Raw genomic sequence first — 15,559 nt, forward strand, 5'->3', positions numbered from 1 at the left:
CCGTTGTCGACAACAGGGTCGCGTCATCGCAGTCCGCGAGCAGAACCGCCGTCTGTTCGCCGAAGGACTGCCCCAACAGATGATCCGCCTCGTCCAGGACGAGGACTCGGACGTCCGAGGCTGAAATGGCTCCGGTCCGGATCAGATCGGTGAGGCGACCCGGGGTTCCCACCGCGATGTCGACCGGCGCCACCAGGGTCCGGCGATCCTTGGACAGGGGCTGACCGCCGACGAACGTGGCCACGCGGAGGCCCGCGCCCGCACCGACCTCGGCGAGTACCTCAGCGTTCTGCACCGCCAGCTCGCGGGTCGGCGCGACCACGACGGCACGCGGGCGACCGGGCAGGCTCGGGGCCCCGGCCAGACGATGCGCCACGGCGACGGCGAACACCAGGGTCTTGCCGGAGCCGGTCGGAGCGACCGCGAGGAGATCTCGGCCGGCCACCGCGTCCTCGAGCGCGACGGCCTGGATGGCGCTCGCGGCACCGTCGACGACGGTGGAGACGGCGTGTCTGAGCGGGACCGACACGCCGAACTCGGCGAGAAGGCGGCCCAGATCTGTCCGAGCCGAGCCGGTCAGGCCCGCACCTCCGTACGATCGCCGCTCCACAGAGTGTGGAAGCTACCCTCCCGGTCGGTCCGCAGGTAGGTGTGGGCCCCGAAGAAGTCGCGCTGACCCTGGATGAGTGCGGCGGGAAGTCGCTCGGTCCTGAGCCCGTCGTAGTAGGCCAGTGCGGCGGAGAATCCGGGCGCCGGGATCCCCGCGGAGACCGCCGTGGTGACGACGCGCCGCCAGCTGTCGACGCAGTCGGCGAGCGCCTCGGCGAAGTACGGGGCCGCCAGCAGTGTGGGGAGGTCGGCGTTCTCGGCGTATGCCTCACGGATGCGGTCGAGGAAGGTGGCGCGGATGATGCACCCCCCGCGCCAGATCGTGGCCAGATCGCCCCGCGCGACATCCCACCCGTACTCAGCGGTGGCGGCGGTGATCTGGTCGAAACCCTGGGCGTAGGCGATGACCTTCGACGCATACAGCGCCCGTCGGACGTCCTCGATGAACTCGGCGCCGGTCTCGCGCGGGCTCGACACGGCACCTGAAGGCAGGGCCCGGCCCGCCTCGCGCTGCGGAACCGAACTGGACAGGGCGCGCGCGAAGACCGCCTCCGCGATGCCTGTCACAGGCACTCCCAGGTCGAGAGCGGACTTGACCGTCCAGCGGCCGGTCCCCTTCTGTCCCGCGCGGTCGACGATCACGTCGACCAACGGCGCCCCGGTCTCGGCGTCCACCTGGGCCAGCACCTCCGCGGTGATCTCGATGAGGTAGGAGTCGAGCTCGCCGATGTTCCACTCGCGGAACACGTCGGCCATGGCCGCCGGCTCGATGCCGGCCACACCGCGGAGGAGGTGATACGCCTCCCCGATGAGCTGCATGTCCGAGTACTCGATCCCGTTGTGCACCATCTTCACGAAGTGGCCGGAGCCGTCCTCGCCGATGTGGGTGCAGCACGGGGTCCCGTCCACCTTCGCGGAGATGTCCTCCAACATCGGCCCGACCACCTCGTAACTCGAGGCCGGTCCACCCGGCATGATCGACGGGCCCTCGAGTGCGCCCTCCTCACCGCCGGAGATCCCGGCGCCGATGAATCGGATCCCCCGCTCGGCCATCGCCTTCTCCCGGCGGATGGTGTCGGTGTAGAGGGAGTTGCCGCCGTCGATGATGATGTCGCCCTCGTCGAACGCGTCGGCGAGGGCCTCGATCACCGCGTCGGTGGGTCCACCGGCCTGAACCATCACGAGCGCTCGCCGCGGGGACCGCAGGGCGGCCGCGAACTCCTGGATCGTCTCGGTGCGGACGAAATCGCCGTCTCCGCCGTGCTCCTCGAGGAGGGCGTCGGTCTTCCCGGCGGAGCGGTTGTGGACGGCGACCGTATACCCGTGGCGGGCGAAGTTACGGGCGATGTTCGAGCCCATCACGGCGAGTCCGGTGACTCCGATGTCGGCGGTGCCGTTGGTGTCTGAGGTCGGCTGCGCATCCTCGCGCTCAGTACTCATGCGTCCCAGACTAGTCCACGGGCCGCCGAGCGATGGACCTGCGTCGATGAGAGATCGGGGCATTGCCGGGGGGGCGCTGGACCCCGATTGCTTGCTGACATATCAGTGGTGCACTGAGTGCACTGATTCCCGCAGCGGACAGAAAAACCTTGGATACAGGAGGTGGCCTGTTGTAACACTTATTACCGGGCCTGGACACCGGTCTACCCGCGGAACGGGGGGAAACGCGCCGCGGACCGGCACCGGTGGGTGGTTGGCCCTGAACGGGAAGTGATCATCGAGGGGGAAGCAGCAGACATGACCAGTTCCATGCTGCCCACACAGGCGGTGGGTTCGTGCACGGTGTTCGACGACACAGTCGAGGTGCTCGCGGGTTTCAGGCCGGGATACCCGAAGTTCTATTCGATCGCGGATCTCGGTACACAGTCCCGCCGTCGGTGGGTTCCTCTGGACCGAGCCGTGGACAGCGGGCGGGTCGAGACGATGTTCCGCGACTACTTCGCGGAGTCCGGGGACATCCGCTTCTCGACCTATCTGGTCGCGGATGCGTTCGCCCACGGGGTGATCGGTCGCGCGGTCGCGAGCTTCGTCACCATCGGCCGCGTGTGGGACACCGGAGCGGAGAACCTCGCGGTCCGTACCGACATCGAGGGGGGACTCGACTGGGCGGGTGTCCGCGACACCACGTTGCGGGTCCTGGGCGACGACCCGAAGGCGGGTTGTCCGGGGACCGTGGTCCTGCCGTGCGAACAGGCGCTCGCGCAGTGGTTGGCCTGTCGTTCGCGGATGACCCTGGGGCCGGTGTTCGACGGCCTCGCCCGTGTGAGCAACTGCAGCGTCGAGACCCTCTGGTCGGTGGTCGGGGAGTGCGTGCTGGGTGCCGCGACCATCGTTCCGACCTTCGCCGACTCGAGTGCCGAGACCGGGTACCGCCGCGGCCAGTTCGTCCTGCAGGCGCTCCACGACTCGGGTCTCGCGGTCCGCAAGCGCAGCGCGCTCCCGCGAACGCCCGGGGCGGGACCGATCCCCGTTCGCGACCGGGGCTGGCGCTCGGTCCGCTGAGCCCCTTCCGACTCCACGCGACGGGGGCGAAGGCGCGGTAGCGTCGGTGCCTGAGTCGCCCGGATCGCCCGGGTCGGGAGAAAGAGGTCCGATGTCCGAGACGGTCGACAACGAGTTCATCACGATGATCCGGGCCGGGGCCGGTGCGGGCTTCGGTGGCGGGATCGGGATGGACTACCTCGAGATCACCCCGGACAGGGTGGTGGTGTCGGTGGCGGTCGGACCGCACCTGCTCCAGCCCTACGGGATCGTCCACGGCGGCGTCTACTGCGCCATCGCCGAGGAGGTCGCGAGTGTGGCGGGCGCCGTGTGGCTCGGTAACGAGGGCAAGGTGGTCGGGGTCAACAACTCGACCGACTTCCTGCGGGCGGTCACCGAGGGCACCCTCACGGCCACCGGCACCCCCGTGCACCGCGGCCGCACCCAGCAACTGTGGCGGGTGGAGATCACCGGTGACGACGGCCGGACCGCCGCCGTGGGTCAGGTCCGGCTCGCGAACCTCCAGTAGGCGGCGCCGGAGCCCGGACACGCGCCCGGCAGGATGCCGCCGGGCGCGTGGCGTCACTCACTGATCGATGTGGTCTCCACCGCCCGGTCCCGGTCCTCCTCCGCCGACCGGGCCTTCTCGTGTGCCGCGACCCGCTCGATCGCCTGTCGGCCGTAGACCCACTGTTGGGTGGACGTCAGCTGGGAGCGGTGGTCACCGCCCATGTTCATCCCCCAGGACAACATGGTGGTCAGGCGGTTCTTGAAGCCGATGAGGTACGCGAGGTGCACCACGAGCCACATGACCCAGGCGATGAAACCGGAGATCTCCAGCCTTCCCATCTTCACCACCGCGCTGTAGCGGGAGATGGTGGCCATTGAACCCTTGTCGAAGTACTTGAACGGCGGGCGTTCGGCGGGGGACCGGCCCTTCTCGACCTCGGCCGCGATCTGCTTCGCGGCGTACTTGCCGCCCTGAATCGCGACCTGTGCGACTCCGGGGAGCTTGTCGAGACTCATCATGTCACCGACCACGAAGATCTCGGGGTGCCCGGGCAACGAGAGATCCTTCTGTACCAGGACGCGGCCCGCGCGATCGATCTCCGCCTCCGTCTGGTCGGCGAGCATCTTGCCGAGGGTGCTGGCCTGGACGCCGGCGGACCAGATCTTGCAGGTGGCGTCGATCCTGCGGACCGAACCGTCCGGATCCTTGACCTCGATCCCGAGCTGGTCGACGTCGGTCACCATGGCGTTGAGCTGGATCTCGACGCCCATCTTCTCCAGCCGTGCGCGAGCCGCGTTGCCGAGCTTGTTGCCGAACGGCGGGAGGACGGCGGGGGCCGCGTCCAGGAGGATCACCCGGGCGGAGGCGGGGTCGATACGGCGGAACGTGTTCTTCAGGGTGTGCTGGGCCAGCTCGGCGACCTGCCCGGCCATCTCGACACCGGTCGGTCCCGCACCCACGATGATGAACGTCAACAGGCGGCGGCGCTCCTCCTCGTCCTCGGTGACCTCCGCCTGCTCGAAGCATCCGAGGATCCGACTGCGCAGCTCGAGCGCGTCGTCCACGGTCTTCATGCCGGGCGCCCACCGCTCGAAGTGGTCATTGCCGAAGTACGACTGATTGGCCCCGGCGGCCACGATCAGGCTGTCGTACCCGAGGTCGAATCTGATGTGGCCTGCGGAGGCGAAGACGGTCTTCGAGGCGACGTCGATCCTGGTGACGTCACCGAGGATGCAGGTGACGTTCTTCTGATCGCGCAGGATGAGCCGCGTGGGCGGGGCGATCTCGCCCACGGACAGGATGCCGGTCGCGACCTGGTAGAGAAGCGGCTGGAAGAGATGATGCCCGGTCTTCGCGACCAGGGTGACGTCCACATCGGCCTTCTTGAGCTGCTGGGCTGCGAAGAGCCCACCGAAGCCGGAGCCGATGATGACGACGCGGTGCCGGCGTCCGGCCGGTGCGGTGGCGGTGACCTGGTCGTGTGCGGGCTCGGTCATGGCGGCTCCTGATGAAGGTGAGGCTGTCGCGGTGAGCGCGGGGGCTCCCCGATCGGCGTCCTCGGCGGGTCGCGCGCGGGGACGACTCCTCAGGGTAGTGGTATGCGCACGTCGGTGCACACGTGGCGGGCTCGCCGCGGTGAACGATCCCCCCGTCGCGCCTGACCCGCCAGGGCGACGTGCGGCGGTACCGTCCCACTGACGACACCCCTGAGGAGGGACCCGGTGGTCAGACTCGAACCGCAGACCGTCGACCTGGACCGTTGGCCCGCACTCGAGGCGCCCTCGGGACCCGGCGGTCAGTCCGCGGTGGAGGTCGCGCAGGCGCTGAGGCGGTCGACCAGGGAAATCGGCCTGAGGATCGACTACCCGGACTCGACGGCGGCGGGGGAGTACGACGCCCCGGCCCGGGTGGTCCTCCGGGATCCCGAGCCGTTCTGGGCGCGGCTCGCCTCGGCCGGTGTCCTCGGTCTGGGCGAGTCGTACATGGCCGGTGAGTGGACGACCACCGACCTCGGCGCGGTGATCGGGATCCTCGCGCCGTGGATCGCCGGGAACCCCGACTGCGCCCACCCGGGTGAACGTGCTTTCGGGCGCGACGGTCGCGGGACCCCCGGCGGGGGGCGTAGGCGGGGTGGACCGGTGGTGGTGGAGCTCGAGGATTCCGTTCCCGGTGCCCTCACGTCCCTCTACACCGACGAGACGATGTCGACGGCGGGTGCGGTGTTCGCCTCCGGAGCGCGGACCCGGGTACGGCTGGACGACGGAACCGACGTGGTCCACCTCGAGGCCCCGGCATCGCCTCCCCGGCGCAACGACCTGGGCGACGCCCAGCGTCGATCAGTCGACACCCTGCTCACCCTGGCGGGGGTCGGCGCCGGCTCCCGCGCCCTTGTCGTCACGCCCGGGTGGGGTGAGTTGCCGATGCGGGCCGCCGAGCGTGGCGCGCACGTGCGGACGATGACCGCCTCGACCGAGCGATTGTCCGCGCTCGGATCGAGATTCGCCGCGGCGGGGCTCCGCGACGAGATCACCCTCTTCCTGGGGGGGCCGGCGGACGCGCGGGGGGGTGTCGACGCAGTGGTCGCGGTCGACCCCGGGGTCACCGCTGGTGTGGCCGGTTACCTGGAGGTGCTGGACACGGCCGAGCGGCTGTTGGTGGGTGGCGGCAGGCTCGCGATCGCGGGAGTGGTGTCCGCGGAGCGCCCCAGGCCGGCGGTCGTCGAACTCGCCGCATGGGGTTCGCGGTACGTCTCCGACGCGGGCCCGGTGGTGTCCTGGGCCGAACTGGCCGCGGCCGTGGAGCGCTCTCCGCGGTTGCGCCTGCTCGGTCGGATCGAGGCGACGGCCCACCATGCCGAGACGGTGAGGTTGTGGTCCGAGACGTTCGCGCTCCGGGGGCGGGATGCGGCGGCTCTGGGATTCGACGCCGTCTACCGCCGGATGTGGGCGTTCCACCTCGCGGCGCTGGAGGCCGGGTTGCGACGGGGGTGGCTCGAGTCCGTCCAGGTGGTCGCCACGGCCGAAACCACCCTGAATCGTCGGGAGGGGACGCCGAGGTCCTAGGGTTCGTTCATGAGCAACTTCCTCACCCCGGTCGCGATCTGGTTCGGACGTCAGGACGCCACGCGCGAGAACTCCCATCTCGTCGTGACGGTCGACAAGTGGATGAACAGGGTGTCCGGCGGGCGTGTCCCGCTCCTCCGGGTGGCGGGACTGCCCACTCTCACACTGCAAGTCCCGGGGCGTAAGACCGGAGAGGTGCGGGATACGCCACTGCTGTGTGCGTCGTGGCGCAACGGACTGGTGATCGTCGGCTCCAACTGGGGCGGCGAGAAGACGCCGGCGTGGGTGTACAACCTCCGTGCGGCGAGGGAAGGGGAGGTCGCCGTATCGGTCTACGGCGCCAGGCTCATCGTGGACGTGAGAGAGGTGTCGGAGGCCGAGCGGGCCTCGGCCTGGGACGCCGCGGTGAAGGTGTGGCCGAACTACGAGATCTACGCCACCCGCACGAGCAGGCAGCTGCCGATCTTCCACCTGACCCCCCGGCTCTGACCGTCACCGGTTCGGATCGGGGTCCCGGTCATCGCCGGGCGACCATGTTGAGCGCCGTCGCCGTCAGGACCGGATCGCCGTCCTGATTGACCAGCGTCACATCCGTGGTGAGCACCCCCCGGTCCGGCTTGCTCCTGGAGGGGCGGACGCCGGTCGTCTCGCAGATCAGGGTCAGCGTGTCGCCGGGACGCAGGGGGCGGACCCAGCGCAGTTCGTCGATCCCGGGTGAGGCCAGGCTCGCGACGGCGGTGAGATAGTTGTCGGCGAACAGTCGCATCATGAGTGCGGCCGTCTGCCAACCGCTCGCGATCAGTCCGCCGAAGGGGCCGTCTGCGGCCGCCTCGGGATCGGTGTGGATGCTCTGCGGGTCGTACCTGCGGGCGAACTCCACGATCTCCTCGGCGTCCACCGACTCCTCGCCGAAGCGGTAGATCCCACCTTCCCGGTAGTCCTCGAGGTACCTGTCGTGGAGAGGTGTGTCAAAAGTGTCGTACTGCTCGGCGGTCATGTGGGACTCCTGGTCGCGGGAACGGGCTCGTGAGTGCAGTGGAGAGTCAACCGCACGCGGGTGACGACGGGCGCCGATTCGCGGCCGGACTCCTCCTCGCGTGGTAATCAGTTAATGACAGTTCACCCGATGGGAGGCAGGCGTGGCGTACTTCGAGCGACTCGGCGGCCAGCGGTTCCGCCCGACCTCGCACACCACCGGGGCATGGGACCCGGCGGTGCAGCATATCGGCCCGTCATTCGGGCTGCTCGTGCATGAGGTGGAGCGTGACCTGCGGCGTCGGCGGGACGACCCCATGGTGCTCTCGCGGTTGACCTACGAGATCCTCGGCACCGTGCCCATGGACCCGGTGGCGGTGGACGTGCAGGTGATCAGACCGGGACGCACCATCGAGCTCGTGGAGGCGAGCTATGGTCTCGAGGATCGCGTGGGGGTCCGCCTGCGCGCCTGGTTTCAGCAGCCGAGGGACACCACGGGACTCCAGGGCGCCGGGTTCGACCCGATCCCGGGGCCGTCCGCCATGGAGCAGTGGGACCCCACCTCGGTCTGGCAGGGCGGCTACCTGGCGTCCGCGGACGTCCGCCGGGACTCGGTCGGGCCGGGACGGGCCCGGTACTGGGTGCGCACCGGCGTCCCGCTCGTCGCAGGGGAGCCGGTGGGCGCTCTGGCCGGGGCGGCCACGCTGTTCGACATCGCCAACGGAATGGCGATCCGTGCCGATCCGTCGGATGTTCAGTTCCCCAATATCGATCTCACCGCCCACCTCCTGCGTGAACCGCGCGGGGACTGGGTCGGGTTCGACACCCGGGTGGGTTTCGGCCCGGGCGGTCTCGGACTCACCGCGAGCGTTCTGCACGACGAATCGGGGCCGATGGGCACGCTCGCGCAGACTCTCACCGTGAGACCGGTGACCTGACCTCACCGGGCGACCCGCCCACGGCCCTCAGTCCGCGCAGATAGCACCGCATTCCGGATCCGGTGTCCGGATCGACGTCCGAGAAGCCGTGACGCTCATAGAACCGGCGGGCACCGAGGTCGTCAGCGTCCACGTTGATGAGCATCTCCTCGCACCCCCGCCGACGGGCCTCGGAGACCGAACGGTCCAGCATCGCGGTTCCGACACCGGCCGCCCGGAGGTCCGGACGGACGTAGAGGTCCTCGAGCTGCGCGAGGGGACCGTCCCAGTAGGGGGTCGGGCGAAGGGTGAGGAACGCGAAACCCACGTCGGTCCCGGCTTCGCGGCCGTGGGTGAGTCGCGCGACGACGGCGAGGACGTCCTCACGTCCCAGGAGGCGTTCGAAGCGCCCCGCCGCCTCGGCGGGGCTCGGGGTGGGGCAGTCGAACTCGGTGTTGAAGGCGTGGAGCAGCCGCCCCAGGGACGCCGCGTCCGAGGGCCCGGCCACGCGGATGTCCGCGGGCAGGGCCAGACCAGGCGCGGACGAGGGGAGCGGAGGGCGATCCGCCTCGAGGAGTCCCTTGAGCCGGTTGAGGTCGGCCGCCACGGTGGCGGCGTCATGCTCGAACGCGTCGTCGTCGTCGGTGAGCTGACGGACGGACATGATCACCTCCGCACCGTCCGGGTGGGGCACGACGCGGAGCGGGTTGTAGACCGTGTTCCCGTCGGGGAGGGTGACCTCGTGGTCCAGGATTCCGAAGTCGTTCTTCGGGACGAACCGCACGGTCACTCTCCCCATCGGGGAGTCGACTATCAGGCTGTCACCGTCGACGGCTGCCTCCGCGGTGGCCAGGCCCGACGCCCAGGAGGCGAGTGTCGTGTGATCCGAGGCGACGACGTAGACCTCCGCCGGGGAGCGGTGGATCACGGTGCTGACGTGTCTCGTGCGCATACCGACAGTGTTGGTCACGGCGGGGTCGCGCGCACAGGATCCAGGCAACAGGTCGGACGTGTGTCCTCCTGCGCCGGTGTCGAGCGTGGACTCGCCCGTCACGTCCACCGCCCCCTCGGACCGGGCCCTCCGGTTGCGAGAGGAATCCACGCGCAGCACCATCGCAGCCATCGGGGCACCGTGGGGAGGTTGCGATCCGCGATCGGCTCCCCGTCATGAGAAGGGGAGAGTGTCCGAGCACAGCGCGCGGCGACGACGCGGCGTGAACTGACGGGAGAGGATCAATGGGGATCGCGGCGACCGTCATCGGCGCGGGGATCATCGCGATCGGACTGAGAGACGTGTTCCGCGCCCTGATGAATCCTCGCGGGGAAGCGACGCTCAGCACGATGGTGTTCTCCGCGATGTGGGCGGTGTCGCGGCGCTGTGGGCACCGCCTGGGTTCGACGGTGGGTCCGGCCGGGATGGTCGGCACCGTTCTGGTCTGGGTTCTGCTGCAGGCAGTGGGATGGGCGCTGATCTATCTGCCGCGCGTCCCTGAGGGGTTCGACTATTCCTCCGGCATCGACGCCGGCCGCTACCCGGTCGTCGCCGAGGCGCTCTACATCTCCCTCGTGACACTGGCCACCCTGGGGTTCGGCGACGTGGTGGCCACCGACCCCGTGCTCCGCGTCCTGGCGCCGGTGGAGGCGCTGACCGGGTTCGCTCTGCTGACAGCATCCCTCACATGGTTCATGCAGGTCTACCCGCCGCTCACACGACGGAGAGCGCTGGCCCTACGTCTCCACGGCCTGGCGGAGGCCGGTTACGCGGAGGCGGTTCGAGAACTGTCCCCGGTCACGATCGCCCGGGCGGCGGAGGACCTCGCAGCGGAGATCAACGCCGTCACCGTGGACCTGTCACAACACTCGGAGACCTATTACTTCCAGGACGGCAATCCGCACCAGTCGCTGTCCCGTCAGGTGGCTCATGCGGTGGATCTGCGCGATGCCGCCACGGAGTCCGGTGATCCGGAGTCGCGTGTCGGGGCGCGTGCATTGTCGACCTCGCTGGACCGCCTCGCGGAGTCCCTGGGGGACTTCGTCGACGCGGGCCAGGATCCCGACGTCCGCGAGGTCTTCGATGCGTACGCCGGAGATCATTGGCGAGCCGCCCGCAGCTGAACGGCGACGAGGCTCCACCGGGGACGTCAGCGGGCCCTCAGACGCGGTCTCAGCTGGTGGGGGGCGAGGTCTGCGCCTCGGCTGAGTTCGGCCATGAGCTCGTGCGCGTGGGCGACCAGTCCCGCCGCGTCGATTCCGTGGGGCGCCGGGTCGTCCTGGCTACCGATGCTGGCGGCCGCCCGCTCGAGAAGCGCGCGGGCGCCGCGGGTGTTGCCACGCTGGATGTGGGTGATGCCGACCGCGACCTGGGCCAGTCCCCGCCAGAGCTCGCGCTCGTCAGCGGGGGAGCTCTTCCACGCGCCCTCCAGCACCTCGTGGGCGTGGAAGGCGAGGCCGCGGTCGAGGAGCTCCTGCGCCCAGGCCAGCGAGTCGGCGGGCGGCAGATCCAGGTCTTCGGGGATGCGCTCGACCCCGACGCTTCCGGGCGGCAGCGGCCGGCCGAGTTCGTCCCGGGGACGAGCGTTCCGCGCGCGTCCGTTCTCGTCCCGGTCACGGTCGAGGCCATCCGGAGTGCGCATGGGCTCATCGTCCCATCTGTCGCGGCCGGCCTGCCACCTCTGGGTCCTCGATCGATTCCGGTGGTCGTCGTGGTTCCGGGAACACCACGCCTCCCGAACACTCCGTAGGCTTCTCGCATGACCTTGAATCATGTCCGGCGTGGACAGGGCAGGCCGTTGCTGCTCGTACACGGCCTCGGCGCGGGGTGGCGATCGTGGCAGCCCGTCATTGATGAGCTGGCGGCGAGTCGCGAGGTGATCGCTCTCGACCTGCCGGGATTCGGCGAGTCTCCACCGCTGGAGGGCGAGCTCACCATAGCCGCGTTGGCCGACTCGGTCGCCCGGTTCATCGAGGAGTCGGGTCTGGACGGGGTGTCCACCGCGGGGCAGTCGATGGGTGGACGGATCGTGCTCGAACTCGCCCGGCGCGGCGTCGGTGGGGACACCGTGGCGTTGGATCCGGGCGGCTTCTGGAATGACCGCGAGCTGGCGTTGTTCAGCGCCACCCTGCGGCCGTCGATCGCCCTGGTCGGTGCCGTGCGGGGAGCGCTCCCGGTACTCCTGGGCAATCCGGTGAGCCGCACCGCCCTGCTGGCGCAACTCTCCGTGCGCCCCTGGGCTCTGTCGGCGCAGACGGTCCTGCCCGACGTGGCCGGATTGGCCGACGCGCCGGCGACGGGCGCGGCGATGGACGCGCTGACGAAGGGTCCGAAGCAGCGGGGAGCCCCCGCGGGAACGGTCCCGGGACGGGTCACCATCGGGTGGGGGCGTCGAGACCTGGTGACGCTCCCGGCCCAGGCCCACAGGGCCGCCCGTGCATTTCCCGATGCGACCCTGCACTGGTTCGACCGGTGCGGGCACTTCCCGCAATGGGATGCGCCTCAGGAGGCGATTCGCCTGATCCTCGACGGGACCAGCTGACCGAGATGCGCCCCCTGCAATCGGTGAAGGATCTCAGGTCGATGCTCAGAGTCCGCGCCGGGTTTCGTCACGGCATGTGGACGGCCGAACTGCGGATGACCGTGGACCCGGAGACCGTCTGGTCGGTCATCACCGATGTGCAGAGCTGGCCACGATGGGGGCCCACCATCTCCGCGGCACGGGTCGACGGCGGCGGCACCCTGACGGCAGGTGCGCGGGGGACGATCACGACCGTGGCGGGGGTGCCCCTGGGCTTCGAGATCACCGATTTCGTGGAACGGCAGCGGTGGTCGTGGAAGGTGGCCGGTGTGGACGCCACGCGGCACGAGGTGATCCGGGTGCCGGGTGGCTGCGTACTGAGTTTCGGGGCTCCGGTCTGGGCGGCGGGATACCTGCCGGTGCTGGCTCTCGCGCTACCGCGCATCGAGGGGATTTCACTCGAACGAGGTCTCTGAGATCACTCGGCGGGGGCGTGGATTCGGCATGGCTTTCCCCGCCGGCTTGCTTTACATAATGTAGATTATCGGCGAATGAGCTGACCAGTACGGACACCGTACGGCTGCGGAGTGCTGGCTTCGCCCCGGTCACGGCGTACGTCGGGTGGCTTGCCTGCGCCGTCAGCGGCCCGAAGTCTGGCGCACGCCACCCCCGCGCACCTGTCTGTCAACGCCGCCACCGTGTCCCCGGTGGGCGTTGTGTTCCTCGGTGGGCGTCGCGTTGATGTTGCCCGGCGGCGCGAGGGCTGTTCCCGTCTGTCGACCGACCGTTGAACCCCTCGGCCGGTTCGGACTGCAGACCCCAGTGGGTACTTCTTCTCGCCGTGAAACGTCACGGGTGACGAATTGCGGCCCGAGTGTGTGGCCCACCCCAGGATGTCCGCGACTCACGGACAGCACCCTTCAGCGGATGGCGCGCAGTTGGGTCGACGTTGCTAGCAACTCTCCATCGGGCGCCCAGATCGTCACGTGTTCTCCGAGCCAGCCGTCGGTCCCGGCCTCAGCGGTCGCGGCGCGCACCAGCACCCAGTCGAACGGCAGTCTGGCAACGGCCGGGGTGAATCGCACGGTCATTCGCACGGAGGGTGCCATCCGGAGGTCGGTGAGTATCGCGGCGTACGACGGTGCGAGCGCGTCCGCGAGAATTAGGATGCGCTCGAACGGGTCGTGTACCGATTCGGTCAGGCGGATCCAGGCGCACAGTTCCGGAACGGTCGCGCCCGAGTACGGCAAACCGGGTGTAGCAGGCCGGATCTCCATCTTGGTGGAGATCGGCACGAACTCCGGCGGGATGACGAATCGTTCAGTGAGGTCGAGCGGCGTGATATCCGGCGCGACGGTGCTCACAACGGGTGTGGAAGGTTCCCGTGCGGTCGACGACACCGTTGTTGAGGTTGCGGCGAGGGTGCCGTCGACGGTGGCCGACGCCGAGGTGATCGTAGTCCTTCCTCCTTCCCGGACTGCGAGTCGCTCCAGGTCGGGCATGGCGAGCACGGGCCTCAGGAAGTACGTCGTCGTCTCCACCGGCAGTCGATCCGACGGTCCGGGGCCGCGGGCGGCGCGCAGGAGGGCGGCGGCGAGCAGTCCGCCGTGCACTCCCCCGAAGCCGAAAAGGGCCCGCACGTCAGAGCGGTCGCCGCCTAGCGCGCCGGCGATGGTGGTGTCGCCGGGGGGATTCACCCTGTGGCCTGCCCTGTGCTGGGTGGGCCCGAAAGTGCCCGCCAGGCCGACAGTTGCTTCATGCAACTGAGGGTACAGCAAGTGCGTTCTTTCATGCAACGCACTAGTATCGCTGCATGCGTCGCACGAGCTTTGCCGACATGAACTGCTCGATCGCCCAGACTCTCGAGGTGATCGGAGACTGGTGGACCCCGCTCGTGCTCCGTGATGCCTTGATGGGAGTGCGGCGCTTCGAGCAGTTCCAGGGCCGTCTCGGGATCGCTCGCAACGTTTTGGCTCAACGGCTCGAGACTCTTGTCGAGCATGGCTTGATGGAGCAGGTGCCCTATCAGAATCGGCCGCTGCGCCATGAGTACGTTCTGACGGACAAGGGGCGCGACCTGTGGCCGGCACTCCAGATGCTTCGACAGTGGGGCGACCGCTGGGCGGCCCCGAACGGTGCCCCGGTCGAAGCGGTTCACGAGTCGTGTGGCCACGTCCTCGACGCGCATCTCGCGTGTGGTGCCTGTGGCGAACGTGTGTACGGTCGCGACCTGACGCTTCGGCACGGCCCGGGCTGGTCCGAGGGTGATGCGGTGATCGTGCCAGCGGCTCAGGGCGCCTGAGCGAACGTCGCTGGTTTGTCGACAGGCAGGTGTCTGCAGCACGTGCCGTCTCGCGGGACGCACCGACTCCTCGCCTCAGAGGCTCCGTGTTCGGTACGGTCCGCCCGCGCGGTCGCCGGATTCCAGAGTGGTTCTGATGTTCAGAGACTCGTCGGGGCTCCGCCTGACGCGAGATCCGGAGCCCGCAGGTGATCCCACGGCACCGCCTGCTCGAGTTGTCCGGCGAGGCGCAGGAGCATGGATTCACCTCCCAGTGGTGAGATGAACTGCACCCCCATCGGCACGCCCTCAGCGGTCCGGTGCAGAGGTAGCGAGATCGCCGGTCGCCCGGTGAGGTTGGCCAGCTGGGTGTACGGGATCCAATTGAGGTTGTTGTTGATCATCGACTCCACGAGCCCCGAGTACCGCAGCAGGCCGGCCGTCCGGGTCCTGAGGAGCACTGTCGCAGCACGGTGTGCGGGTCGTGGTGTGTCCAGTGCCCCGACGTGCGGGGGCAGGTCTGCCAACGTGGGCGTGACCAGCAGGTCGTACCCCTCGAAGTACGCGGACAATCTCCGCACGTGCTCGTGTCGGCGCATCACCGTGCCGACGTAGTCGACGCTGCTGTGTGCTCGGCCCAGGGCCGCCATGATCTGCGTGTCCAACTCGAAGTCACCGTCCCGGCATCCGGTGCGCCGCTTGACGTCGTCGACCTGCCACGCCAGCACCACGAACCAGGTGGTGAGGAAGTCGCGCGCCAGCGCCAGGTCGTCGATCGGCTGTTCGTCGAGCATCTCGACGTCATGGCCCAGATCGGAGAGCGTGCGTGCGGTCGCCTCGACCGATGCCGAGGCCTCCGGATGGGGGTCGGAGTTGATCGAGGATGCGGTGCACACGCCGATCCGCAGCCGACCCGGTTCCCTACCGACCTGCGAGAGGAAGTCCTCGGTGGGCATCCCGGGGACGTAGGGACCGCTCGGCTCGCCACCGGCCAGGACATCCAGCATCGCCGCGGAATCGCGGACGGAGCGCGAGATCACGCCGTGCGTCGCCGCACCGTGCATCGCCTCGCCGATCATCGGCCCCATCGGCACCAGGCCCCGGCCCGGCTTGAGCCCCACGAGGCCGCAGCACGCGGCCGGGATGCGGATGGAGCCACCGCCATCGCTGGCCCCGGCCACGGGAACGACACCGGCCGCCACAGCGGCGGA

General features: G+C 69.4%; 17 protein-coding genes. 9 read left to right on the forward strand and 8 right to left on the reverse strand.

Annotated features, from left to right (window positions below):
- On the reverse strand, positions 1-529 hold a 529-nt coding region (locus G6026_RS02465; RefSeq protein ID WP_347238051.1), incomplete at its 3' end, for a DEAD/DEAH box helicase.
- Positions 530-576: 47 nt separating this feature from the next.
- On the reverse strand, positions 577-2,049 hold the full coding sequence (gene gndA, locus G6026_RS02470) for an NADP-dependent phosphogluconate dehydrogenase (RefSeq protein WP_107756409.1): 1,473 nt from the start codon (positions 2,047-2,049) through the stop codon (positions 577-579).
- Positions 2,050-2,346: 297 nt separating this feature from the next.
- On the opposite strand from gndA, the gene G6026_RS02475 reads away from it, so the two are divergent.
- Together G6026_RS02475 and G6026_RS02480 are read left to right on the forward strand one after the other, a co-directional pair.
- Positions 2,347-3,111, forward strand: a complete 765-nt coding sequence (locus G6026_RS02475; protein WP_107756410.1) for a hypothetical protein — start codon at positions 2,347-2,349, stop codon at positions 3,109-3,111.
- Positions 3,112-3,202: 91 nt separating this feature from the next.
- Complete coding sequence (locus G6026_RS02480) at positions 3,203-3,619, forward strand: PaaI family thioesterase (protein ID WP_107756411.1); 417 nt, start codon at positions 3,203-3,205, stop codon at positions 3,617-3,619.
- A 53-nt stretch (positions 3,620-3,672) separates the two neighbouring features.
- Here the strand turns inward: G6026_RS02480 and G6026_RS02485 are convergent, their stop codons facing one another.
- Positions 3,673-5,097 (reverse strand): NAD(P)/FAD-dependent oxidoreductase, encoded by a 1,425-nt coding sequence (locus G6026_RS02485; RefSeq protein WP_107756412.1) that lies wholly within the window; start codon positions 5,095-5,097, stop codon positions 3,673-3,675.
- Between the two features lie 225 nt (positions 5,098-5,322).
- Here G6026_RS02485 and G6026_RS02490 point away from each other — a divergent pair, with 225 nt between their 5' ends.
- Both G6026_RS02490 and G6026_RS02495 read left to right on the forward strand, forming a co-directional pair.
- Positions 5,323-6,663: a class I SAM-dependent methyltransferase gene (locus tag G6026_RS02490; protein WP_182612168.1), complete on the forward strand. Its 1,341-nt coding sequence runs from the start codon at positions 5,323-5,325 to the stop codon at positions 6,661-6,663.
- Between the two features lie 9 nt (positions 6,664-6,672).
- Positions 6,673-7,152: a nitroreductase family deazaflavin-dependent oxidoreductase gene (locus tag G6026_RS02495; protein ID WP_182612169.1), complete on the forward strand. Its 480-nt coding sequence runs from the start codon at positions 6,673-6,675 to the stop codon at positions 7,150-7,152.
- A gap of 28 nt (positions 7,153-7,180) precedes the next feature.
- On the opposite strand, the gene G6026_RS02500 is transcribed toward G6026_RS02495, so the two are convergent.
- The gene (locus G6026_RS02500; RefSeq protein WP_182612170.1) at positions 7,181-7,660 is read right to left on the reverse strand and encodes a MaoC family dehydratase; all 480 of its coding nucleotides are present in this window, start codon (positions 7,658-7,660) and stop codon (positions 7,181-7,183) included.
- A gap of 142 nt (positions 7,661-7,802) precedes the next feature.
- On the opposite strand from G6026_RS02500, the gene G6026_RS02505 reads away from it, so the two are divergent.
- Entirely contained in the window at positions 7,803-8,576 is a 774-nt protein-coding gene (locus G6026_RS02505) for an acyl-CoA thioesterase domain-containing protein (protein ID WP_182612171.1), read from the forward strand.
- On the opposite strand, the gene G6026_RS17865 is transcribed toward G6026_RS02505, so the two are convergent.
- A complete protein-coding gene (locus tag G6026_RS17865) occupies positions 8,554-9,507 on the reverse strand; it encodes a GNAT family N-acetyltransferase (protein ID WP_107758079.1) in 954 nt (317 codons plus the stop codon). The two genes, G6026_RS02505 and G6026_RS17865, sit on opposite strands and share 23 nt — an antisense overlap.
- Before the next feature lie 284 nt (positions 9,508-9,791).
- On the opposite strand from G6026_RS17865, the gene G6026_RS02515 reads away from it, so the two are divergent.
- The gene (locus tag G6026_RS02515; RefSeq protein WP_107756417.1) at positions 9,792-10,670 is read left to right on the forward strand and encodes a potassium channel family protein; all 879 of its coding nucleotides are present in this window, start codon (positions 9,792-9,794) and stop codon (positions 10,668-10,670) included.
- A 26-nt stretch (positions 10,671-10,696) separates the two neighbouring features.
- Here G6026_RS02515 and G6026_RS02520 read toward each other — a convergent pair whose 3' ends face one another.
- Complete coding sequence (locus G6026_RS02520; protein ID WP_107756418.1) at positions 10,697-11,188, reverse strand: DUF309 domain-containing protein; 492 nt, start codon at positions 11,186-11,188, stop codon at positions 10,697-10,699.
- Positions 11,189-11,305: 117 nt separating this feature from the next.
- Here G6026_RS02520 and G6026_RS02525 point away from each other — a divergent pair, with 117 nt between their 5' ends.
- On the forward strand, positions 11,306-12,088 hold the full coding sequence (locus G6026_RS02525) for an alpha/beta fold hydrolase (RefSeq protein WP_182612172.1): 783 nt from the start codon (positions 11,306-11,308) through the stop codon (positions 12,086-12,088).
- A gap of 41 nt (positions 12,089-12,129) precedes the next feature.
- The gene (locus G6026_RS02530; protein ID WP_241726040.1) at positions 12,130-12,543 is read left to right on the forward strand and encodes an SRPBCC family protein; all 414 of its coding nucleotides are present in this window, start codon (positions 12,130-12,132) and stop codon (positions 12,541-12,543) included.
- Between the two features lie 444 nt (positions 12,544-12,987).
- On the opposite strand, the gene G6026_RS02535 is transcribed toward G6026_RS02530, so the two are convergent.
- Positions 12,988-13,764: a thioesterase family protein gene (locus tag G6026_RS02535; protein ID WP_182612173.1), complete on the reverse strand. Its 777-nt coding sequence runs from the start codon at positions 13,762-13,764 to the stop codon at positions 12,988-12,990.
- A gap of 116 nt (positions 13,765-13,880) precedes the next feature.
- Between G6026_RS02535 and G6026_RS02540 the strand changes: the two genes are divergently transcribed.
- Positions 13,881-14,369 (forward strand): helix-turn-helix domain-containing protein, encoded by a 489-nt coding sequence (locus G6026_RS02540; protein WP_107756421.1) that lies wholly within the window; start codon positions 13,881-13,883, stop codon positions 14,367-14,369.
- Between the two features lie 140 nt (positions 14,370-14,509).
- Here G6026_RS02540 and G6026_RS02545 read toward each other — a convergent pair.
- The coding region (locus G6026_RS02545) for an amidase (RefSeq protein WP_182612174.1) at positions 14,510-15,559 on the reverse strand (1,050 nt) is incomplete at its 5' end.

Source organism: Dietzia sp. DQ11-38-2, from assembly GCF_014145055.1.
Lineage (GTDB): Bacteria > Actinomycetota > Actinomycetes > Mycobacteriales > Mycobacteriaceae > Dietzia.